This window comes from Streptomyces sp. NPDC020731 (assembly GCF_044334705.1).
GTDB lineage: Bacteria > Actinomycetota > Actinomycetes > Streptomycetales > Streptomycetaceae > Streptomyces.
Window position 1 is genome coordinate 247,748 of sequence record NZ_JBIRTN010000002.1, and the last position, 22,437, is coordinate 270,184.

Consider the following 22,437-nt stretch of genomic DNA (forward strand, 5'->3'; position numbering starts at 1 on the left):
GCCGCCGGACCAACGGCGGCTCCCCATACGGGAGATCGGGGGTGCACACGTGCGCATCGGACTGCTTACGGAGGGTGGCTATCCGTACGTGGGCGGTGAGGGCGGGCTCTGGTGCGACCGCTTGGTGCGCGGACTCGGCCGACACGAGTTCGACGTCTACGCGTTCAGCAGCGGTGAGGTCCAGGAGGACGCGGGCTGGGTCCCGCTGCCACCCCAGGTCGGCAGGGTCCGCACCGCACCGCTGTGGACGGCCGAGGACGACGGGGTGGTGTACGGCCGCCGCGCACGTCGGCGCTTCTCGGAGCACTACGGCGAACTGGCCACCGCCCTCTGCACCGCGACGGACCCCACCATCCCCGGCCCGCAGCCCGCGACAGCCGAGGCGGACCGTTTCGCCACCGCTCTCCGGGGCCTCGCCGAGCTCGCCCGCGACGAAGGCGGTCTGGTGGCCGCACTCCGCTCCGAGACGGCCGTACGTGCCCTGGAGCGCGCCTGTCGCGCGCCCGGCGCCCTGCGTACGGCGCGCGAGGCCCGCGTACCCGATCTGCTGGCCGTCACCGCACACCTGGAGCGCGCCCTGCGCCCCCTCTCGCTCGACTGGTACGAGGAGGACGGGCTGGGCGCGGTGGACCTGTGCCACGCAGCCGCCGGCGGGGTGGCGGCTCTTCCCGGCCTGCTCGCCCACCACTTCTTCGGCATCCCCCTCCTCGTCACCGAGTACGGCGTACGCCTGCGGACGCACTACCTCACCCGCCCGGACGCCTCACCCGCGGTCCGCTCCCTGCTCGCCGCCTTCCACGGCAGGCTCGCCGCCGAGACCTACCGCCGGGCCGCGTTCATCACGCCGGGCAACACGCACGCCCGCCGCTGGCAGGAACGCTGCGGCGCCGACCGGGCGAAGCTCCGCACGGTGTACCCCGGCATGGACGCCGCACCCTTCGCCGAGGCGGGGGAGTCCCCGGAGAGCGCGGACCCGCACACCCTCGTCTGGGTCGGCCGTGTGGAGCCCGCCAAGGACCTGGTCTCGCTGCTGCACGCCTTCGTGGAGATCCGCAAGGAGGAGCCGAAGACCCGACTGCGGATCATCGGCGGTCCGTCGGGCCCGGAGGGCGCCGCCTACCTCGGCCACTGCGAGGCGCTGGCCACGCAACTCTTCCCGGACGAGGCCGAGGGCCCGCACTCCGTGGGCACCAACCCGGTGTCCTTCGAGGAGATCGGCGGCCCGGACCCGGCCACCCCCGCCGACGCGTACGCCTCGGGCGCCGTGACCGTTCTCTCCAGCGTCGTCGAGGGCTTCCCGGCCGGCCTCGTCGAGGCGATGCTCTGCGGGCGCGCGACGGTCTCCACGGACGTCGGCGCGGTCGTGGAGGCCATCGGTGGCACCGGTCTCGTCGTACCGCCGCGCAATCCGCGGGCGCTCGCCGAGGCGTGCGTCTCCCTGCTGCGCGACCCCGAGCGCCGCGTACGCCTCGGTGCCGCCGCGCGCGCCCGCGCACTCGAGTTGTTCACCGTCGAGCAGAACATCTCGGCCTTCCACGGCATCTACCTGGAGATCGTCGCGCGCACACCGGTCCGCCGTCTCCTCCTCGACGACACCGGCGACCCCCTGCCGTTCGCCGCCCCCGCCGAGGCCCGCGTCCCCGGCCACTGGACCGACCCCGCCTCCCGCGCCGTCCCCACGTGGGCCATGGACACCCCGGCACCCGCGACGGAGACAGCCCGATGACCGACCTCGGCGAACTCAACCGCAGCGCTCAGCCCGGCGCGGCCGACCCGGTCAAGGCGCTGCTGCACCGCCACCGCGACCTGTGCGAACAGGCTGTGGACCCCCTGGAGATCGCGGCGGGCCTGGAGGCCCACGGCATCACCGACCGAACCGCCGCCCGCTTCCGCCACCGCGACGTCTTCTCCCTCGCGGAGGAGCTCTACGCCAGGGTCTCCCGCGACGACGCACCACCTCAGCCCGCTCCGGTCACCACGAGTCCGAGGGCACGCGCCGGCTGGACCGTCCTCACCCTGCTCCCCGGCGCCCTGTGCGTGGCAACGATGATCGCCCTGCGCCTCACCCCCGGCCGGCCCCGCCTCTACGCGGCGGCCATCGGCATCCTGGCCACCGTCCTCGCCCTGCGCGCGGCACTGCGCCGGGGTCCGCTGAGCGTCCGGGCCGACATCCCGCCTCGCTCCGCCACGGTGTCCTGGACCTGCTGGCTCCTCGGCTACGTCCTCCTGGGCGACGGCCTGCTCGGTACGGCGGTCACCGGCGGCCCCGACGGCCTGCCCGACGGCACGGCGGAGGGGGACTGGCCGCTGGCCATCGCCCCGGCCGTGGCACTCGCCCTGTCCTGCGCGCCCGCCGCCTGGACGGCCCACTTCTTCGCCGCCCGTGTCCGCCGCAGGCTGGCGTCGAGCCGTGGTCTGGAGGACTTCTCGGCTTCCGTGCGGCCCGTGCTCATCGGCGTGTTCGCCCTGTTCCTGGGGGTGGTGGCCGGTCTGCTCACGGTGACGTCCGCGCTCCTCCACGAGCCTCTCGCCCTGCCCTCGACGCTCGCCCTGGGCGGCCTTCTCCTCCTGGCCCGCCTCCTCACGATCCACGGCTTCACCCACGCGCCGAGGGTGATCCTCACGATCACGGCCATCGCCCAGATGACGGCCCTGGCGACGCTCTTCGCCGCCCGACTGCCCGGCTGCGACGCCCTGGCCACACCGGTCCAAACCCTGGCCACGGCCTGGAGCCCCGCCGCCCTCCCCACCCTCACCTGCGGGGCAGCGGCGTTGATCCTCCTGATCCACGCCTCACGCGCCCTCGCCCGAGCCTCGGCGCACATCCCCCCGGAGCGACCGCAGTGACGAGGCGATCACCGGCCCCGGGCCGTCCCCTCCGCGATCCGCGGGCAGTCGTGCCTCCCCAGTGCCTCAGGGGTCTGGGAGGCACCCCACCGCCCCCGGGTCCACACCCACGCAGGGCGCCCCGCAAACGCTGGGAAGCACTGATGCGCCCCCGCCCCACCCACCGGCATCAGGCGCTCGCGCCACAGGAAACACACCCGAAGGAGAACCCCGCATGACCACCCCGGACGCCGAAGGAGCCGCCCGATGAGAGTCCTCCTGATCGGAGCCAACGGCTACATCGGCCGCTTCGTAGCCGACCGCCTCCTCGCCGACCCCGCCGTCCAGCTCACCGCCCTCGGCCGCGGCGACGACGCCGACGTCCGCTTCGACCTCGCCACCGGCAGCCCCGGCGCCCTCACCCGCTTCCTCGATGCCGTCCACCCCGGTGTGGTCGTCAACTGCGCCGGTGCCACGAGAGGCGGCGCCCGCGAACTCACCCGGCACAACACCGTCGCCGTGGCCACCGTCTGCGAGGCCCTCCGCCGCAGCGGCTGCGGCGCACGGCTGGTACAGATCGGCTGCGGCTCGGAGTACGGCCCCAGTCAGTCCGGCTCGTCCACGGCGGAGGACGCCGTCCCCCGCCCCGGCGGCCCCTACGGCGTCAGCAAGCTCGCCGCCACCGAGCTGGTCCTCGGCTCCGGCCTGGACGCCGTGGTCCTCCGGGTCTTCTCACCCGTCGGCCCCGGCACCCCCGCCGGCTCCCCCCTCGGCCGCCTCGCCGAGGCGATGCGCCGCGTCATGCAGTCCGGCGACAGCGAACTGAAGCTCGGCGGTCTCGGCACACAGCGGGACTTCATCGACGTCCGCGACGTGGCCCGCGCCGTCCACGCCGCCTCCCTCTCCGCCGCGCAGGGCGTCATCAACATCGGCTCGGGCCGCGCCGTCCGCCTCCGCGACGCCGCCGGGATCCTCGCCAGGGTGGCCGGCTACGGCGGCGCCCTCAACGAACTGGACACCACCCCGGGCCTGCACCCACCGCACGTACCCCACCCCACCCACGCACCTCACCCCACCACTCCCATCCGCGCCACGATCGGCCACCCCCGCCTCGACCCCGACCACCACCCGGCCACCACCCCCGTCGCCTTCCCGTACCCCGACGGCTGCGGCAACTGGCAGCAGGCCGACGTCCGCACCGCCCGCGACCGCCTCGGCTGGCGCCCCCGCATCAACCTCGAGGAGTCCCTCGCCGACATCTGGATGGAGGCGGCATGCCGTATCTGACCAGCGTCAAAGCCGGTACGGCGAGCACTGGCGTCCGTACGGGCTTCGGCGTCCCCGGCCTCGCGCACCCCCTCGTCGCCCCGACCGAGTGGAGCGAACTCACCCGCCCGGGCACCCCTTTGCACTGGGTCGTCCTCGACGTGGCCGACGGCCCCGGCACCCGACCCGACCCGCACTGCCTGGAGGCGGCCGGCCGCCTCCGCAACGCCGGTGTCCGCGTCCTCGGCCGCCTCGACGCGGCGTACGGCCTCCGTACGTTCGGCGAGGTGATCTCGGACGCCCACCGCTTCATCGACTGGTACCGGATCGACGGCTTCCTGCTGGACCGCTGTCCCGCCGACCGGGCCGCACTCCCCGAGGTCCGGCGCACGACCAGCACGCTCCGGGGGCTCCATGACGCCCACATCGTCCTCGGCCACGGCACCCATCCGTACCCGGGATACGCCGAACACGCCGACCAACTGGTCACCTTCTCCGGCCCGTGGAACGACTACCGCTGGTCGCAGGTGGCGGAGTGGACCGCCGACCACCCGCCCGAACGCTTCTGCCACTTCGTGCACGGAGTGCCCCGCCCGCACCTGGACGAGGCCCTGCGCATCGCCCGCTGGCAGGGCGCCGCGACGATCTACTTCACGGATCACACGCACCACACGGGTCACCGCGCCCGCACTGCCCCCTGGGAGCCCCTGCCCGGCTACTGGGACGACATCGTCTCGCTTATCGGGACGGGTGTCTCGGAATGAAAAAGGCCATGGCACTGTTAAGCGAGGAACAACCGTAGTGATTGACCGACCAACGGAGTCCCCGTGTCGCTGCCACCCCTGGTCGAGCCGGCCCCCGAGCTCACCGTAGACGAGGTCCGCAGGTACTCCCGCCACCTGATCATCCCCGACGTGGGTATGGACGGGCAGAAGCGGCTGAAGAACGCCAAGGTGCTCTTTGTGGGCGCTGGTGGCCTGGGCTCGCCGGGTCTGATGTACATGGCCGCGGCGGGCGTGGGCACGCTCGGCATCGTGGAGTTCGACGAGGTCGACGAGTCGAACCTGCAGCGCCAGATCATCCACAGCCAGTCCGACATCGGCCGGCCCAAGGCCGAGTCCGCGCGTGACACGATCAAGGGCATCAACCCGTACGTGAACGTGGTCCTCCACGAGGAGCGGCTCGAGGCCGACAACGTGATGGACCTGTTCAGCCAGTACGACCTGATCGTCGACGGCACGGACAACTTCGCGACCCGCTACCTGGTCAACGACGCCTGCGTACTGCTGAACAAGCCGTACGTATGGGGCTCGATCTACCGTTTCGACGGCCAGGCGTCGGTCTTCTGGTCCGAGCACGGCCCCTGCTACCGCTGCCTCTACCCGGAGCCCCCGCCCCCCGGCATGGTCCCCTCCTGCGCCGAGGGCGGCGTCCTGGGCGTGCTGTGCGCGTCCATCGGCTCCATCCAGGCCAACGAGGCGATCAAGCTGCTCGCCGGCATTGGTGAGCCGCTGGTCGGCCGGCTCATGATCTACGACGCCCTGGAGATGCAGTACCGCCAGGTCAAGGTCCGCAAGGACCCCGACTGCGCGATCTGCGGCGACAACCCGACCGTCACCGAGCTCATCGACTACGAGGCCTTCTGCGGCGTCGTGTCCGAGGAGGCCCAGGCGGCGGCCGCCGGCTCCACGATCACTCCCAAGCAGCTCAAGGAGTGGATCGACGACGGCGAGAGCATCGAGCTCATCGACGTCCGCGAGCCGAACGAGTTCGAGATCGTCTCCATCCCGGGCGCCCGCCTGATCCCCAAGAACGAGTTCCTCATGGGCAACGCCCTGGAGAGCCTGCCGCAGGACAGGAAGATCGTCTTGAACTGCAAGACGGGCGTCCGCAGTGCGGAAGTCCTCGCCGTTCTGAAGTCCGCGGGCTTCGCCGACGCCGTCCACGTGGGCGGCGGCGTGATCGGCTGGGTCAACCAGATCGAGCCGGAGAAGCCGATCTACTGACCGACCCCGGCACGAACACGGGCCGACGCGGGGGCTCCGGGCACCACGAGTGCGCGGAGCCCCCGCCGTCGTCATGAGCAGATCTTGCCGTCCTCGGGCACCGTGCCGTCCAGCAGATACGCGTCCACCGTGGAGTCGACGCAGTCGCTCCCGCTGCCGTACGCACCGTGGCCCTCGCCCTTCCAGGTGAGCACCACACCGACGCCCTCGCCCAGCTCGTCCGCCATCTTCCGGGCACCCTCGTACGGGGTGGCCGGGTCGCCGGTGTTGCCCACGACCAGGACCGGCGCCGCGCCCGGCGCGCTCACCTCCGGGGTGTCGAACTGACCGGGAACCGGCCAGTCGTGACACCAGCCGGCCGTGTCCCAGCCGAGGAAGGACCCGAACACGGGCGAGATCTCCTCGAACTCGGGCAGCAGCTTCTTGGTCTCCTCCGAGGTCGGCCGCTGCTTGTCGTCCAGGCACGATATGACCCGCTGGGAGTGGGTCGTCGTGCCGTAGCCCCCTGAGGCGTCGCGTTCGTTGTAGCCGTCGGCCAGTGCCAGCAGCTCCGTGCCGTCACCCTCCTCAGCCGCCTCCAGCGCGCTGGTCAGCACCGGCCAGCTGGACTTGCTGTACAGCGGCAGGACGATGCCGGTCAGTGCCAGCGTCTGCGTCAGCTCGCGCCCGGACGACGACGTCGGCAGCGGGTCGGAGTCGATCCGCTCCAGCAGCTCCGCGATCTCCCGCGAACCCTGCTCGGGGTCCCGCCCGGTGGACTTCAGGTAGTTGTCGAGGGCTGTCTGGAAGCCCCGGGTCTGGTTCTTGGCGTGGCCCACGGTGTCGGCGCTCGGGTCGACCACCGCGTCGAGCGTCATGCGCCCCACCTTCTTCGGGAAGAGATGGGCGTAGACGCCGCCCAGCTCGGTGCCGTAGGAGATGCCGAAGTAGTTCAGCCGGTCGTCGCCGAGGGCCTGCCGGATGCGGTCCATGTCGCGAGCGGTGTCGGTGGTCGAGACGTGGGCCATCAGCTTCCCGGCGGCGTCCTGGCAGCCCTTGCCGAAGTCGGCGGCGTCCTGGAGGAACATCCGCTCCTCGGCCGGTGTGTCCGGGGTACCGTCCACCGACGACTCGGCGGCCCGGATGGTCCTGTCGTCGCGGCAGCGGACACCCTCGCTGGCGGCGACCCCGCGTGGATCCCAGCTCACCAGGTCGTACCGCTCGCGCAGCTCGGAGGCGGTGGCCGCGTAGGACGGCATCATCGACACGCCGGACCCGCCCGGTCCGCCGAAGTTGAACAGCAGTGAGCCGAGGCGGTCGTCGCCCGTGGCCTTGGCCCGGATCAGGGCGAGCCCGATCGTGGAGCCGTCCGGCTTCGACCAGTCCAGCGGCACCCGGAGGGTGGCGCACTGCCAGTCCTCGCCCGGTGCGGGGGCGTCCCCGGAGGCCTTGCAGCGCCCCCAGTCGAGCGCCGCCCCGTCGCTCTTGCCGTCGTTGCCGGAGTCGCCGTCCGACGAGCCGCCGCCGCTGCAGCCGGCCGTCAGCAGCGCGGCGGCGACCGTCAGGGCCGTCCACCGTGTGAAACGGGTCATGTGCCACTTCCCCCCTCGCTGGCCGTCCGCATGTGCCGCGGATGGCGGTCGAGCCATGGTAGGCAGATCCGCCACCCGCCGGGGCGGCCTGTGGATAACGCTCTGACCTGCTGTTTTGTTCGGAGTGGCAGGCTCACTCATGAGCAGACGGTTCCGTCCGTCGGCGCTTTTCCGTCCAGGAGATAGCCGTGCACCGCGTCCTGGACGCACGTGTTCTCGCTGTTGTAGGCCCCGTGCCCCTGCCCCTTGTACGTCAGTTCCACACCCACGCCCTCGCCCAGCGCCCGCACCATCCTGCGTGCCCCCTCGTACGGGGTGGCCGGGTCACCGGTGTTGCCGATCACCAGGATCGGAGCGGCGCCGGGGGCGCGGACCTCCGGGTGCTCGGCGGCGCCGGGCACCGCCCAGTCGGTGCAGCCGATCATTCCCCACGCCAGATACTCCCCGAACAGCGGGGACGCGGCCCGGAACTCGGGCAGCCCGCGCTCCACGTCCTCGGGGGTGTAGCGGGGTTCGTCGTCGGCACAGTTGATGGCCACGTTGGCCGGGATGATGTTGCTGTACTCGCCGTTCTCGCTGCGCCCGTTGTTCACGTCCGACAACACCATCAGAGTCGTTCCGTCACCGTCGTACGCCTGCTCGAGACCGTCGGTGAGGAGCTTCCAGAGGTCCTTCGAGTACAACGCCTGCACGATTCCGTTGGTTGCCGCGGTCTGGGTGAGTTCGCGCGGGAGGATGCCGGGGACGGGCGTGCGGTCGAGGTCCTTCAGCAGTTCGGCGATACGGTCCTTCACGTCCTGCGCGCTGTCGCCGACGGGACACTCCTCGGCCCCCGAGACGCAGTCGTCGGCGTAGTTGTCGAGTGCGAGCTGGAATCCCCGCGCCTGTGCGAGCGAGCCCTGTTCCACGGTTTCCGTGGGGTCGACGACCGCGTCGAACACCGCGCGGCCCACCTTCTTCGGGAACAGGTGGGCGTAGACGCCGCCCAGTTCGGTGCCGTAGGAGATGCCGAAGTAGTGGAGAGTGTCGTCGCCGAGGACCTGGCGCATCAGATCGAGGTCACGGGCGGTGTCCGTGGTGCGCAGGTGCGGCAGCACCCGCTCGGAGTTCTTCTCGCAGGCCGCGTTGAACGTCTCGGTGCCGTCCACGAGTTCGGTGCGCTCGGCGTTGTCGTCGGGGGTGGCGTCCTGCTGGAGGTACGCGTCGAGCTGCTGGTCGTCCAGGCAGGTCACGGGTGCGCTGCGGCCCACCCCGCGGGGATCGAAGCTCACCAGGTCGTAGCGGGTGCGCAGGGGTGCGTAGACATCGCCGAAGGCGGGCAGGGTGGTGACGCCGGAGACGCCCGGGCCGCCGAAGTTGAAGATCAGGGAGCCGATGCGTTCGCTCGCCGAGCCGCTCGACCCGGCCCGGATCAACGCGAGGTCGATGGTGTCGCCCTCGGGGTCGTCCCAGTCCAGCGGCGCCTTCATGGTGGCGCAGCTCCACTCGCCCCGGTTGCCGGGGAGGGGCGAGGGGGCGGAGCCCCCGCCCTGCGCCTCGGACGGAGCCGGGCAGTTCTTCCAGCTGAGCCGCTGCTCCGTCAGGTCCTCGCCCTTGTCGTCGTTCTCACCGCAGCCCGCCAGCAGCAGTACGGTGCAGACGGTCAGGGCGGCGGCACGCGGACGGAAGGGGCGGGGCATGGTCCCATCCTGCGGTCGCCCGGAGCGGTACGCGCGGGACACGGGCCGTACGAGGTAAGGGGCCCCGGCTCACAAGGCCGCCTTGCGGGTGAGGTGGGTGAAGGCCAGCCAGCCCGGCAGCACCGGCAGCCAGAGTGTCAGCAGCCGGAAGAGCAGCACCGCCGGCGCGGCGACCTCCTTGGGGAGCCCGATCGCGATCAGACCGACCGTGAGGGTCGCCTCGACCGCGCCGACACCGCCCGGCGTCGGGGCCGCCGATCCCAGTGCGTTGCCCGCGAGGAAGACGACGGCGACGCCGGCGATGCTCACCGAGGTCGTCTCGTCGCCGAACGCCCGGATCGAGGCGTCCAGGCACATCACGAAGCAGGCCGTCAGCAGCAGCATGCCGCCGATGCCGGTGATCAGCTTCTGCGGCCGTTGCAGCACATCGAGCATGCGCGGCACGACACCCGCGAAAAGCGACCGCACGCGCGTGACGACGAATTTCCGCAGGAACGGCACCGAGGTCACCACGAGCACCAGCACCGCCACCGTCAGCAGGCCCCCGATCACCGTGCGGGACGGGGTGAGGGAGGGCGTCTTCTCGGTGCCGGTGAGATAACCGAAGGACAGCAGCATCAGGATGTGGCAGCCGAGCCCGAAGAGCTGTGACGCGCCGACGCTCGCCACCGCGAGGCCGGGCCGCACCCCCGCACGCTGGAGGAACCGCGTGTTCAGGGCGACACCGCCCACCGCCGCCGGGGCGACGATCTTCACGAACGACCCGGCGACCTGTGCCGCCACGGTCCGCACGAACGGCACCCGCTCGGGTACGAACCCGAGCAGGGCCATGGCCGCCGCGACGTAACTGGCCGCAGAGAACAGCACCGCCGCGGCCACCCAGCCCCACTCCGCGTTGGCGATCAGCGGACCGAACTCGATGTGGGTGAGCTGCGTCAACAGGAAGTACGCGCCGATCGCACCGGCGATGAAACTGATCAGGGTCCGCGGCCGGACCCGCTCCAGGCGGGCCGGCTCCACCGGGGCCTGCGGCCTGATCCGCAGCACCTCGTGCCGGATCTGGGTGAGCAGGTCCTCCTCGCGCGCTTCCTCCAGGGCTTCGTCGATGGCCCGCTTCTCGGCCCGCTGCTCCGCGCGTACGGCCTTCTTGTCGGGCTTGTCGAGGACGACAGGGCCGGCGTCGTGGGCGTCGTGCTCCGCGCGGGCCGGCCTGGACTGCCGGGAGGCCTCCAGGACCGCCTCACGTTCGCGTTCCGCCCGCTCCCGGGCCAGCTTGCGCAGGGTCCCGCGCGTGGAACGGCTCAGCGCGATGGGCTGGAGCATCGGCAGACAGTCCGCCACGGTGTCGGGGCCGAGGACGCTCAGCGCGGAGGCCACCGCGCGTTCGGCGCCCACCCTGAGGCCCAGCGTCACCAGCAACTGGGAGGTGTCCATGCGCAGCAGCAGATCGCCGGCCGCGATCTCGCCGACGCGCAGATCGGTGAGGATCACCGTGCCGGAACGATCCACCAGGATGGCGTCGCCCACCAGTCGGCGGTGCGCGATACGGCGGGACTGCAGGGCCTGTACCTGGTGCCAGGTGTCGCGCAGCAGTTCGTCGGTGATCTCCTCGTCCGGCAGCGAGTCGAGGGTGCACCCGCCGCTGTGCTCGTAGACGAGCATCACCGCGTCGGGGCCGAGTTCGGAGGTCGCGATCAGCTTGGGCGCGTTGGCGCCGGCCGCGATGGCCGCGTAGGCCAGCAGTGCCTCCTGCTCCAGCGCCTGACGCAGCGACTGCAGGCTGCTGCGGGTGGCGAAGCCGCGCAGGGCCAGATTGCGCCACGCGCGGTAGAAGAACCCCTGCGCCTGCTGCTCACGGTCGACCACCGTGACGTCCAGCGGTGGACCGTCCTCCAGGGTGACGAAGTACCGGCGTCCCCGGTCCCCGGCCTCGGAGGCGTCGCCGGACTCCACCCGGGACGCGGTCACGGGGCGGAAGCCGACGGTGCGCAGGCCCGCCATCAAGGTGCGGCCGGTGGGGCGCACATTGGGCGAACCGACCGCGTAGAGGGTGCCGTAGGCGACGGTCCAGCCGATCAGGACCGTCAGGATGATCGAGAACGGTGTCGTGTACCCGGTGACGAGCATCGAGAAGGCGTCGAGGAGCAGTACCACCCACAGCACCGCGCGCCACCGGGGTCTGCGGGACATCCCGACGGCCGTCATGTACGCGATCACCGGGGCCAGATAGCCGTGCACCGGGTCGGTCAGGGCGTGGATGTCGCCGGGGGAGGGCTGGGTGAGTGCTTCCTGGATCGAGTCCGGAGCGGCACGCGCGACCCACAGGTCGGTGGCGAGTGTCACACCGTGCGCGAGGACGGCGGCGAGCACGCCGTCGGCGATCCGCAGTCCGTCCCGCTTGATCAGCCGCTCGATGGCGAAGGCCACCGGCACCAGGAGGATCGCGATGCTGGAGGCCAGGCCCGCGATCTTGATCAGCAGGTCGGGTGCTTGCCCGGTGCCCTTGTTGATGTCCTGTTCCAGGCCCGAGGTGGTGCCGTGGGCGAACGCGGCGATCGCCAGCAGCACCACGACGGCGAGCACGCCCGCCAGGAGCCGCATGAGGTCGGACGGGCGGTGCACCCGCGCGGGGAGCAGCGGCTCGTCGCCCTCCACCTCGTCGATGTGCGCCGTCTCGGGGTCCGCGGTGTCCGGGCGCGACGAGGCGTCAGGGGTGCCCGCCGTGCCTCCGGGGTGCGCACCCTGCTGCTTCATCGTCTCTTCTCGGTCTTGTATCACCAGTCACCGCCCGCACGATGGTGGCATGCCGTACCGGCACAAGGGGGCATCAGGGTCCGAATGCGGGGCGGCACAGTCTGCCCGAAGCGCCGCTCCGGGGCGAGCCGTGCGCACGCGCGCGAGCGCGTCGCGTTGTCGGTGGGGTGGGGCAGGATGGGCCGGATGAGCCAGGAGAGCCTTCCGTCCGACGCCGGTCCGGAGCACCCGGACGCCCTGCCCGAGTACGCCGAGCGGGTCCTCGAGGTGACCGAGCTGATCCCGCCGGGACGCGTCATGACGTACGGGGACGTGGCCGAGTGGCTGGGGGAGGGCGGTCCCCGGCAGGTCGGGCGTGTGATGGCCCTGTACGGGGGAGCGGTGCCGTGGTGGCGTGTCGTCCGCGCGGACGGCGTGCTGCTGCCGGGCCACGAGCTGAGGGCCCTCGGCCACTACCGCGCGGAGGGCACGCCCCTGAAGGAGGCGAGCCGGGCCGCGGAGGGCCATGTGCCGCGCCTCGACATGAGGTGCGCGCGGTGGGACGGCGGTGGATACACCGAAGGTCACACCTGACAGCTTCCGCCATCGCGCACGCCGCCGTGTGACCTCTGACCCCTCGAGGTGAGACAGGGCACATTCGTGGCATGACGTAGGTTCGTGGGGCAAGGGGCATGTGCGGCCGGAGTGCCCGGAGGGAAGAAGCGGAAAGCCTGCTTCCGTACTTTTCGCCGGCGTAGCGTCGGCTGCGCGTGTCCCCTTCACCCCGCGCCCACCGCCCCGCACGCGCGGCGAACGGCCCCACAGCACACCCACCAGGACCGGCGAACCACGTGAGCACCTCTTCCTCCACCAGCGGCCTGTCGCACCCCCAGGTGCGGCGGGGGAGCCGTGGTGCTTATCGACTGGTGCGTACCCCGCCGGTTCGCGGGAATCCCCCTCGACTGGACGCCGCACAGCGCTCCGTGGTTGAGCACGAGACCGGCCCGCTGCTCGTTCTCGCAGGTCCGGGCACCGGAAAGACCACCACCCTGGTCGAGTCCGTGGCCGCGCGGATCGCCCGTGACGGAAGCCCCGAGCGCATCCTGGTGCTGACGTTCAGCCGCAAGGCGGCCGTCGAGCTGCGCGACCGCATGGCCCTGCGCATCGGGGCCGCGCGCGCCCCCCAGGCGACCACCTTCCACTCGTTCTGCTACGCCCTGCTCCGCGCCCACCAGGACAGCGACCTCTTCGTGGAGCCGCTGCGGCTGCTGTCGGGCCCCGAGCAGGACGTCACCGTCCGCGAGCTGCTCGCCGGCCAGGTGGACCTGGAGCGGCTCGGGCTCGCCCATGTGCGCTGGCCGGACGAACTGCGCGCCTGCCTGACCACCCGCGGCTTCGCCGACGAGGTCCGCGCGGTGCTCGCCCGCAGCCGCGAGCTGGGCCTGGGCCCCGAGGCCCTGGACGCCTTCGCCCGCCGCATCGGACGCCCCGACTGGCGCGCCGCCTCCGCCTTCCTCGCCGAGTACCTCGACGTCCTCGACCTGCAGGGCGTCCTCGACTACGCCGAACTGGTCCACCGGGCGGTGCTCCTCGCCGGCCGCCCGGAGATCGCCGGGCAACTGGCCGCGCGGTACGACGCCGTCTACGTGGACGAGTACCAGGACACCGACCCCGCCCAGGTACGGCTGCTGCACGCCCTGGCAGGCGGCCGCACCCTCGTCGCCTTCGGCGACCCCGACCAGTCGATCTACGCCTTCCGGGGCGCGGACGTCAACGGCATCCTGGACTTCCCGTACGCCTTCCCCCGTGCGGACGGCCGCCCGGCCCCGGTCGAGGTGCTGCGCACCTCCCGGCGCTCCGGCACCGCCCTGCTGGAGGCCACCCGGCGGGTGACCCGGCGCATGCCGCTGCCCCGCCTGCCCGCCGAGAAGGTCCGCGCCCACCGGGAGCTGACTCCGGACCGGGACGGCGGCCGGGTCGAGGTGTACACCTATCCGACGTCCGGCACGGAACTGGACAACATCGCCGACATCCTGCGCCGGGCGCACCTGGAGGACGGCGTTCCCTGGAACGACATGGCCGTCCTGGTCCGGGCCGGCGCCCGCACCCTCCCCGGCGTCCGCCGCGCGCTCACCTCGGCGGGCGTTCCCGTGGACGTCGACGGCAACGACCTGCCCCTGCGCCACGAACCGGCGGTGGCCCCGCTGCTGACGGCCCTGCGCGCGGTGGCGACGGCGGAGGCGGGCGAACGGGAGGACGCCGGAACCGACTCCGGCGCGTGCTGGCTCGACACCGAAACCGCCCTCACCCTGCTCACCTCCCCCCTCGCCGGCATGGACGCCGCCGACCTGCGCCGCCTGGGCCGGGCCCTGCGCGAGGAGGAGCGGGCCGCGGGCAACCCGCTGCCGCCGCCCTCGGACGAACTGCTCGCGCGTGCGCTGGCCGAACCGGAGCGGCTCGCCGTGCACGATCCCGTCCACGCGCGGGGTGCCCAGCGCCTCGGCGGCCTGCTGCGCCGGACCCGCGAGCGCCTGGCGGGCGGCGGTACGGCCGAGGAGGCCCTGTGGGACCTGTGGGACGGCACACCGTGGCCCCAGCGCCTGGAACGCTCCGCCCGGCGCGGCGGCGCGGCCGGCCGCAACGCCGACCGGGACCTCGACGCCGTGTGCGCGCTGTTCGCGACCGCCGCCCGCGCGGAGGAGCGCACCGGCGGCGGGGGTGCCCTGAACTTCCTGGAGGAGGTCGAGGCCGAGGACATCGCCGCCGACACCCTCACCCGGCGCGCCGCCCGCCCCGACGCCGTGCGCCTGATGACCGCGCACCGCTCGAAGGGCCTGGAGTGGCGTCTGGTCGTCGTGGCCGGCGTCCAGGAGGGCCTGTGGCCGGACCTGCGCCGCCGAGGCTCCCTGCTGGAGGCCGACCGCATCGGCCGCGACGGACTCGCCGAACCGCTCACCCCCGGCGCGCTGCTCGCCGAGGAGCGCCGTCTGTTCTACGTCGCGGCCACGCGCGCGCGTGAGCGGCTCGTCGTGACGGCCGTGAAGGCGCCCGCCGACGACGGCGACCAGCCCTCCCGCTTCCTGACCGAACTGGGCGTCGAGCCCAAGGACGTCACCGGGCGCCCGCGCCGCCCCCTGTCCGTCGCCGCGCTCGTCGCCGAACTGCGCGCCACGACGGTCGACCCCCGGGTCTCCGACGCCCTGCGGGAGGCCGCCGCCCAGCGGCTGGCCCGGCTCGCCGCGCTCGCCGACGAGGACGGCCGCCCACTGGTGCCGTCCGCGCACCCCTACCGCTGGTGGGGCATGTTCGAGCCCACGGAGAGCAAGGTGCCGCTGCGCGACCGCGACCAGCCCGTCGTGCTCTCCGGCAGCGCCCTCGACCAGCTCGCCAACACCTGTGCCCTGCAGTGGTTCCTGGGCCGGGAGGTGAAGGCCGACGCGCCCGCGAGCGCCGCCCAGGGCTTCGGCAACGTGGTGCACGTCCTCGCCGACGAGGTGGCCTCCGGGCACACCCCGGCCGATCTCGACGTCCTCATGGAGCGCCTCGACTCCGTGTGGAACGCGCTCGCCTTCGACGCGCCGTGGAAGTCGGCACAGGAGAAGGAGAACGCGCGCATGGCGCTCGAACGCTTCCTCCAGTGGCACGTCATGGACCGCGCCGGCCGCACCCCGGTGGCCAGCGAGCACGACTTCGACGTCACCCTCGGAGCGGGCGACTACGAGGTCCGCATCCGCGGCCAGATGGACCGCGTCGAGGCCGACGGCGACGGACGCGCCTACGTCGTCGACTTCAAGACCGGCAAACAGACGCCCAGCGCCAAGGAGGTGGAGCGCCACCCCCAGCTCGCCGTCTACCAGCTCGCCGTAGGGGAGGGCGCCGTCGACGACGTCTTCGACGGCGCGCGTCCCGAACCGGGCGGAGCCGAGCTCGTCCAGCTGCGCCAGGGGGCCGCGAAACGGGACGGCGGAGAGACCCTGCCCAAGGTGCAGGCCCAGGAGCCCCCGGAGGGGGAGTGGATCGGTGATCTGCTGGCCACCGCCGCCGGGAAGGTCCTCGACGAACGGTTCAGTCCGACCGCGGGCCAGCACTGCGCCCACTGCGCGTTCCGGGCCTCGTGCAGCGCCCGGCCCGAGGGCCGGCACGTGGTCGAGTGACCGGCGTGACATATCGCACCACCTGCGCCGACCTGCGGTTCTCCGCTTCGGGAGCGCTCTGACGGTCTCCGCTGTCAGTGCCCGCCGCTAGATTCTGCGTGTGCCCGCTCGTATCACCGATCCCGATCAGCTCAAGGAGCTCCTCGGCATCCCGTTCACCCCGGAGCAGACGGCCTGCATCATCGCGCCGCCCGCCCCGCAGGTGATCGTGGCCGGAGCCGGGTCGGGCAAGACGACGGTGATGGCGGCACGCGTGGTGTGGCTGGTCGGCACCGGCCAGGTCGCCCCCGAACAGGTACTCGGCCTCACCTTCACCAACAAGGCCGCCGGTGAACTCGCCGAGCGCGTCCGCAAGGCACTGATCAGGGCGGGCGTCACCGACCCGGACGTCATCGATCCGGACAATCCCCCGGGCGAGCCGGTGATCTCCACGTACCACGCCTTCGCCGGCCGCCTCCTGACCGACCACGGCCTGCGCATCGGCCTCGAACCGACCTCCCGGCTGCTCGCCGACGCCACCCGCTACCAGCTCGCCGCGCGCGTCCTGCGCGAGGCCCCCGGCCTCTACCCGGCGCTCACCCGCTCCTTCCCCGACCTGGTCGGCGACCTCCTCACCCTCGACAGCGAGCTGGCCGAACACCTCGTACGGCCCGAGGACCTGCGTGCCCACGACGCCGAGCTGCTGCGCGCCCTGGAGAACACCAAGCTCACCAACGCCGACCTGCGCAAGGTCCCCGAGGCGGCCGCCGCGCGGCGCGAGCTCGCCGACCTCGTACTGCGCTACCGGGCCGCCAAACGCGAACGGGACCTGCTCGACTTCGGCGACCAGATCGCCCTGTCCGCCCGGCTCGCGGCCCTTCCCGAGGTGGGCCGCGTCCTGCGCGACGAGTTCCGCGTGGTCCTCCTCGACGAGTACCAGGACACCTCCGTCGCCCAGCGGGTCCTGCTGGCCGGCCTGTTCGGCGGCGGCACCGGCCACCCCGTGACCGCCGTCGGCGACCCCTGCCAGGCGATCTACGGCTGGCGCGGCGCCTCCGTCGCCAACCTCGACGACTTCCCCGAGCACTTCGCCCACGCCGACGGCCGCTCCGCCACCCGTCACTCGCTCAGCGAGAACCGCCGCAGCGGCGGCCGACTGCTGGACCTCGCCAACGGCCTCGCCGAGCCGTTGCGCGCCATGCACGCGGGCGTCGAAGCCCTCCGCCCCGCCCCCGGCGCCGAACGCGACGGCACCGTCCGCTGTGCCCTGCTGCCCACCCACGCGGAGGAGATCGACTGGATCGCCGACTCCGTCGCCCACCTCGTGGACACCGGCAAGGCACCCGGCGAGATCGCCGTGCTGTGCCGTACGGCCGGCGACTTCGCCGAGATCCAGGGCGCCCTGGTCGCACGGGACGTCCCTGTCGAGGTCGTGGGCCTGTCCGGGCTGCTGCACCTTCCCGAGATCGCCGACCTGGTCGCCGTCTGCGAGGTGCTCCAGGACCCCGGTGCCAACGCCTCCCTCGTACGGCTGCTGACCGGCCCGCGCTGGCGCATCGGCCCCCGCGACCTCGCCCTGCTGGGACGACGCGCACGGCGGCTCGTCTCCCACGCGCGCGTGGACGGCGACGACGACCCCGACCGGCGGCTCGCCGGAGCCGTCGAGGGTGTCGACCCGGCCGAGGTGATCTCGCTCGCCGACGCCCTCGACACGTTCCTGGAGACACCGCTGGACGGCCGCGGGGACGACGACGGCCTGCCCTTCTCACCGGACGCGCGCGTGCGCTTCGCACGCCTGGCCGTCGAACTGCGCGACCTGCGCCGCTCCCTCGCCGACCCCCTCATGGACGTCCTGCACCGCGTCCTCGCCGTCACCGGCCTGGAGGTCGAACTCTCCGCGTCCCCGCACGCCCTGGCCGCCCGCCGGCGCGAAACCCTCTCCAACTTCCTCGACATCGCCGCGTCCTTCGCCGCCGGTGACGGCGAGGCCACCCTGCTCGCCTTCCTCGGCTTCCTGCGCACCGCCGCCCAGTACGAGAAGGGCCTCGACAACGCGCTGCCCGGCGGCGAGAACACCGTCAAGGTGCTCACCGCGCACAAGTCCAAGGGCCTCGAATGGGACGTCGTCGCCGTCCCCGGACTGGTCACCGGCACCTTCCCCAGCGGCCAGGGCCGCGAGAAGTGGACCGCGCAGGGCAAGGTGCTGCCGCACGAACTGCGCGGGGACGCCGACACCCTGCCCGACGTCGAGTCCTGGGACTCCCGGGGCCTGAAGGCCTTCCACGAGGCCATGAAGGAACACCAGCACACCGAGGAACTCCGCCTCGGCTACGTCACCTTCACCCGCCCCCGCTCCCTGCTCCTCGGATCCGGCCACTGGTGGGGACCCAGTCAGAAGAAACCGCGCGGCCCCTCCGAGTTCCTGCACGCTCTCTACGAGCACTGCGCGGCCGGACACGGAGAGATCGAGGCGTGGGCCGACGAGCCCGCCGAGGACGAGGAGAACCCCGCCCTGCACCGGGCCGGCGACGACCAGGTGTGGCCCCTGCCCCTCGACGACGCCGCCCTCACCCGCCGCCGCGCGGCCGCCGAGACCGTCCTCGCCCACCTCGACCGTCTCGCCGCCCACCCGGACGGCTCCGCCACGGCCGTACACGACCCCGACTCCTACGACGACCCGGACTGGCCGCCACCGCCCGACGACGAGGACCCCCTCCCCGAGGAGGACTCCTTCGCGGGCGCCGGCCCGGACGGCTGGGACTCCTGGACCGCCGACCGCCCCACCGTCCCGCACCAGGCGACGGCCCCGGAAGCCACCACGCACCCGCGCACCGCGGAGCCGGCCCATCCGCCGCGTCCCCGTCCCACCCCCGAGGAGGCCCGCACCGTCGCCTCCTGGGACCGCGACCTCGACGCCCTCGCCGGAGAGCTGCTGCGCACCCGCGAGAGCGTCACCGAGGTGCGGCTGCCCGCCTCGCTGACCGCCTCCCAGCTGCTGAGCCTGGCCGCCGATCCGGACGGCTTCGCCCAGGAGCTGGCCCGCCCCATGCCCCGCCCACCGCAGCCGGCCGCGCGCCGCGGCACCCGCTTCCACGCCTGGGTCGAGGCGCGTTTCGAGGAACTGACGCTGCCCATGCTCGACCCGGACGAGCTGCCCGGCAGCGATGCCGAGATCGCCGACGAACGCGACCTGGAGGCCCTCAAGGAGGCCTTCGAACGCACCGAGTACGCCCACCGCACCCCCCATCGCGTGGAGGCCCCCTTCCAGCTGTCGATCGCCGGCCGCGTCGTCCGCGGCCGCATCGACGCCGTCTACAGGAAGAACGACGGGGACGGGACGGCATACGAGATCGTCGACTGGAAGACCGGCCGCGACCGCACCGCCGACCCGCTCCAGCTCGCCGTCTACCGGCTCGCCTGGGCCGAGCAGCAGGGCGTCCCCCTGGAGACCGTCACGGCCGCGTTCCTGTACGTACGCACCGGTGAGATCGTCCGCCCCGTCCCCCTGCCCGGCCGCGCGGAGCTGGAACGACTGCTGCTCGGGGAGCCGTCCGGTGAGATACCGCACTCCGAGGACACCGGCGCGGGCCGATAGGCTCGAGGACATGAGCCAGCCCGTTGACACTGCCGTCAGCGCCGTCCGTACGTACATCGCACAGCACCGCGTCGCCTTCCTCGACGACCTCACCGAGTGGCTGCGCATCCCGTCCGTCTCGGCCCAGCCCGACCACGCGCCCGACGTGCGCCGCAGCGCCGACTGGCTCGCCGCCGCACTCCAGGAGACCGGCTTCCCGACCGTCGAGGTCTGGCACACCCCCGGCGCCCCGGCCGTCTACGCCGAATGGCCCTCCGCCGACCCCGGAGCGCCCACCGTGCTGGTCTACGGACACCACGACGTGCAGCCCGCGGCCCGCGAGGACGGCTGGGACAGCGAGCCCTTCGAACCCGTCGTCCGGGACGGCCGTCTCTACGCGCGCGGTGCGGCCGACGACAAGGGCCAGGTGTTCTTCCACACCCTCGGCGTCCGGGCCCACCTCGCCGCCACCGGCCGCACCACCCCGGCCGTCCACCTGAAACTGCTGATCGAGGGCGAGGAGGAATCAGGCTCCCCGCACTTCCGCGCGCTCGTCGAACAGCACGCGGACCGGCTCACCGCCGACGCCGTGATCGTCTCCGACACCGGTATGTGGTCCGAGGACACTCCCACGGTGTGCACCGGCATGCGTGGCCTCGCCGAGTGCGAGATCCGGCTGTACGGCCCCGACCAGGACATCCACTCCGGTTCCTTCGGGGGCGCGGTGCCCAACCCGGCCACCGCCGTCGCCCGCCTGGTGGCCGCCCTGCACGACGAGCACGCGCGCGTGGCGATCCCCGGCTTCTACGACGGCGTCGTCGAGCTCACCGACCGCGAACGCGAACTCTTCGCCGAGCTGCCCTTCGACGAGCGGCAGTGGCTGCGCACCGCCAAGTCCCACGGCACCCGGGGCGAAGCCGGATACAGCACCCTGGAGCGCCTCTGGGCCCGGCCCACCGCCGAGGTCAACGGCATCGGCGGCGGCTACCAGGGCCCCGGCAGCAAGACGATCATCCCGTCCTCCGCCATGGTGAAGCTGTCCTTCCGTCTCGTCGCCGGCCAGGACCCGGAACATGTGCGCAAGGCCGTCGGCGCCTGGGTGCCCGGACAGCTGCCCGACGGCATCCGCCACGAGATCTCCTTCAGCCCCGCCACGCGCCCCTGCCTGACACCGCTGGACCACCCGGCCCTGCAGTCCGTGGTCCGTGCGATGGGCCGCGCCTTCGACGAACCCGTCCGCTTCACCCGCGAGGGTGGCTCCGGACCGGCCGCCGATCTCCAGGACGTCCTCGGCGCACCGGTGCTGTTCCTGGGCATCTCCGTTCCGTCCGACGGCTGGCACGCCCCCAACGAGAAGGTCGACCTGGACCTGCTCCTCAAAGGCGTCGAGACCAGCGCGTACCTGTGGGGCGACCTCGCCGAGTACTGGCGGCACGCCCCCTGACCTCGCACGCCGTCCGAACCGGACGCCCGCGCGGGGCACACTGGAAGGGACCCGCCGCCGCGCCGCACGGGACCCGGTCCCTTCCGCCGCATGCCCGCCGAACCGCCCACCGACCCAATCCGTTCCACCGGGGGAGTTGGAAGCACCCGTGACCACCTGGACCGACCACACCGCCGACCGACCCGTCTCGCTCACCGCCCCGAGCGGCATCGACCGCGCCGCCCACCACCGGCTCGACGAGGCATGGCTCGCGGCGGCGTGGAGCCACCCCTCGACCCGCTGCTTCGTGGTCTCCGGCGGTCAGGTCCTCATCGACGAGGCGGCGGACGGGCGTACCGAACTCGTCATGACCCCGTCCTTCGAGGCCCCGCTCACCGAGGCCCACCGCTACTTCCTGGGCATCGACGACGAGGGCGTCAGCTACTTCGCCCTCCAGAAGGACTCCCTGCCCGGCCGCATGGACGCCTCCGCCCGCCCGGCGGGCCTGCGCGAGGCGGGACTGCTCCTGTCGCAGCGCGAGGCCGGCCTGATGGTGCACGCGGTCGCCCTGGAGAACTGGCAGCGGCTGCACCGCTTCTGCTCCCGCTGCGGCGAGCGCACCGTCATCGCCGCCGCCGGCCACATCCGCCGCTGCCCCGCCTGCGGCGCCGAGCACTACCCGCGCACCGACCCTGCGGTGATCATGGCCGTGGTCGACGACCGGGACCGCATCCTGCTCGGCCGCCAGGTCCACTGGCCCGAGGGCCGCTTCTCCACGCTCGCCGGATTCGTCGAGCCGGGGGAGTCCATCGAGCAGTCGGTGCGCCGCGAGGTCCACGAGGAGGCCGGCATCGGCGTCGGCGAGGTCGAGTACGTCGCCAGCCAGCCCTGGCCCTTCCCGTCCAGTCTCATGCTGGGCTTCGTCGCCCGCGCCACCTCGACCGAGATCAATGTCGACGGCGACGAGATCCACGAGGCCCGCTGGTTCTCCCGCGACGAACTCGGCGCCGCCTTCGAGTCCGGTGAGGTGCTCCCGCCGTACGGCATCTCGATCGCGGCCCGTCTGATCGAGCGCTGGTACGGCAAGGACCTGCCGACCCGCAGTGCCTTCTGAACCGGGACACGATGAAGCGGGGTGGTCCCCTCATCGAGGGGATGCCGCTCCGCTTCATCGTGGTGTGGACCTCCCGCATCGAGGAGCCGAGCCGAGCCGGGGCGCGACCGGG

13 protein-coding genes are annotated in these 22,437 nt (G+C 72.7%); 10 read left to right on the forward strand and 3 right to left on the reverse strand.

Annotated features, from left to right (window positions below):
• Positions 1–49: 49 nt before the first annotated feature.
• The 5 genes from ACH4VX_RS03860 to moeZ all read left to right on the forward strand — a co-directional run bounded on the left by ACH4VX_RS03860 (position 50) and on the right by moeZ (position 6,098).
• Complete coding sequence (locus tag ACH4VX_RS03860; RefSeq protein WP_398365725.1) at positions 50–1,726, forward strand: DUF3492 domain-containing protein; 1,677 nt, start codon at positions 50–52, stop codon at positions 1,724–1,726.
• A complete protein-coding gene (locus tag ACH4VX_RS03865) occupies positions 1,723–2,847 on the forward strand; it encodes a hypothetical protein (protein WP_398365726.1) in 1,125 nt (374 codons plus the stop codon). The genes ACH4VX_RS03860 and ACH4VX_RS03865 overlap by 4 nt, the downstream gene beginning before the upstream one ends.
• 246 nt (positions 2,848–3,093) lie before the next feature.
• Complete coding sequence (locus ACH4VX_RS03870; RefSeq protein ID WP_398365727.1) at positions 3,094–4,113, forward strand: NAD-dependent epimerase/dehydratase family protein; 1,020 nt, start codon at positions 3,094–3,096, stop codon at positions 4,111–4,113.
• Positions 4,101–4,856 (forward strand): spherulation-specific family 4 protein, encoded by a 756-nt coding sequence (locus ACH4VX_RS03875; RefSeq protein ID WP_398365728.1) that lies wholly within the window; start codon positions 4,101–4,103, stop codon positions 4,854–4,856. The genes ACH4VX_RS03870 and ACH4VX_RS03875 overlap by 13 nt, the downstream gene beginning before the upstream one ends.
• A gap of 63 nt (positions 4,857–4,919) precedes the next feature.
• Positions 4,920–6,098 carry an adenylyltransferase/sulfurtransferase MoeZ gene (gene moeZ, locus ACH4VX_RS03880; protein ID WP_398365729.1) on the forward strand — a complete coding sequence of 393 codons (1,179 nt, stop codon included), beginning with the start codon at positions 4,920–4,922 and terminating at the stop codon, positions 6,096–6,098.
• Positions 6,099–6,169: 71 nt separating this feature from the next.
• Here moeZ and ACH4VX_RS03885 read toward each other — a convergent pair whose 3' ends face one another.
• The 3 genes from ACH4VX_RS03885 to ACH4VX_RS03895 all read right to left on the reverse strand — a co-directional run bounded on the left by ACH4VX_RS03885 (position 6,170) and on the right by ACH4VX_RS03895 (position 12,102).
• Positions 6,170–7,669 carry an alpha/beta hydrolase gene (locus tag ACH4VX_RS03885; protein WP_398365730.1) on the reverse strand — a complete coding sequence of 500 codons (1,500 nt, stop codon included), beginning with the start codon at positions 7,667–7,669 and terminating at the stop codon, positions 6,170–6,172.
• 137 nt (positions 7,670–7,806) lie between these two features.
• Positions 7,807–9,348 (reverse strand): alpha/beta hydrolase, encoded by a 1,542-nt coding sequence (locus ACH4VX_RS03890; protein WP_398365731.1) that lies wholly within the window; start codon positions 9,346–9,348, stop codon positions 7,807–7,809.
• A gap of 69 nt (positions 9,349–9,417) precedes the next feature.
• A complete protein-coding gene (locus ACH4VX_RS03895) occupies positions 9,418–12,102 on the reverse strand; it encodes a lysylphosphatidylglycerol synthase domain-containing protein (protein WP_398365732.1) in 2,685 nt (894 codons plus the stop codon).
• Positions 12,103–12,288: 186 nt separating this feature from the next.
• Here ACH4VX_RS03895 and ACH4VX_RS03900 point away from each other — a divergent pair, with 186 nt between their 5' ends.
• The 5 genes from ACH4VX_RS03900 (at position 12,289) to nudC (ending at position 22,325) form a co-directional block, all read left to right on the forward strand.
• Entirely contained in the window at positions 12,289–12,675 is a 387-nt protein-coding gene (locus ACH4VX_RS03900; RefSeq protein ID WP_398365733.1) for an MGMT family protein, read from the forward strand.
• A gap of 257 nt (positions 12,676–12,932) precedes the next feature.
• Complete coding sequence (locus tag ACH4VX_RS03905) at positions 12,933–16,235, forward strand: ATP-dependent helicase (protein ID WP_398365734.1); 3,303 nt, start codon at positions 12,933–12,935, stop codon at positions 16,233–16,235.
• A gap of 100 nt (positions 16,236–16,335) precedes the next feature.
• Entirely contained in the window at positions 16,336–19,809 is a 3,474-nt protein-coding gene (locus ACH4VX_RS03910) for an ATP-dependent DNA helicase (protein WP_398365735.1), read from the forward strand.
• Between the two features lie 10 nt (positions 19,810–19,819).
• On the forward strand, positions 19,820–21,232 hold the full coding sequence (locus ACH4VX_RS03915; protein ID WP_398365736.1) for a dipeptidase: 1,413 nt from the start codon (positions 19,820–19,822) through the stop codon (positions 21,230–21,232).
• Positions 21,233–21,380: 148 nt separating this feature from the next.
• Positions 21,381–22,325 carry an NAD(+) diphosphatase gene (nudC, locus tag ACH4VX_RS03920; protein ID WP_398365737.1) on the forward strand — a complete coding sequence of 315 codons (945 nt, stop codon included), beginning with the start codon at positions 21,381–21,383 and terminating at the stop codon, positions 22,323–22,325.
• The last annotated feature ends 112 nt before the right edge of the window (positions 22,326–22,437 follow it).

Bases quoted from the DNA above. Each gene is read 5' to 3' on its own strand.
- ACH4VX_RS03870 (WP_398365727.1), top strand. From the start codon at position 3,094: ATGAGAGTCCTCCTGATCGGAGCCAACGGCTACATCGGCCGCTTCGTA.
- ACH4VX_RS03885 (WP_398365730.1), bottom strand. From the start codon at position 7,669: ATGACCCGTTTCACACGGTGGACGGCCCTGACGGTCGCCGCCGCGCTG.
- ACH4VX_RS03900 (WP_398365733.1), top strand. From the start codon at position 12,289: ATGAGCCAGGAGAGCCTTCCGTCCGACGCCGGTCCGGAGCACCCGGAC.
- ACH4VX_RS03890 (WP_398365731.1), bottom strand. From the start codon at position 9,348: ATGCCCCGCCCCTTCCGTCCGCGTGCCGCCGCCCTGACCGTCTGCACC.
- ACH4VX_RS03875 (WP_398365728.1), top strand. From the start codon at position 4,101: ATGCCGTATCTGACCAGCGTCAAAGCCGGTACGGCGAGCACTGGCGTC.
- ACH4VX_RS03915 (WP_398365736.1), top strand. From the start codon at position 19,820: ATGAGCCAGCCCGTTGACACTGCCGTCAGCGCCGTCCGTACGTACATC.
- ACH4VX_RS03895 (WP_398365732.1), bottom strand. From the start codon at position 12,102: ATGAAGCAGCAGGGTGCGCACCCCGGAGGCACGGCGGGCACCCCTGAC.
- ACH4VX_RS03865 (WP_398365726.1), top strand. From the start codon at position 1,723: ATGACCGACCTCGGCGAACTCAACCGCAGCGCTCAGCCCGGCGCGGCC.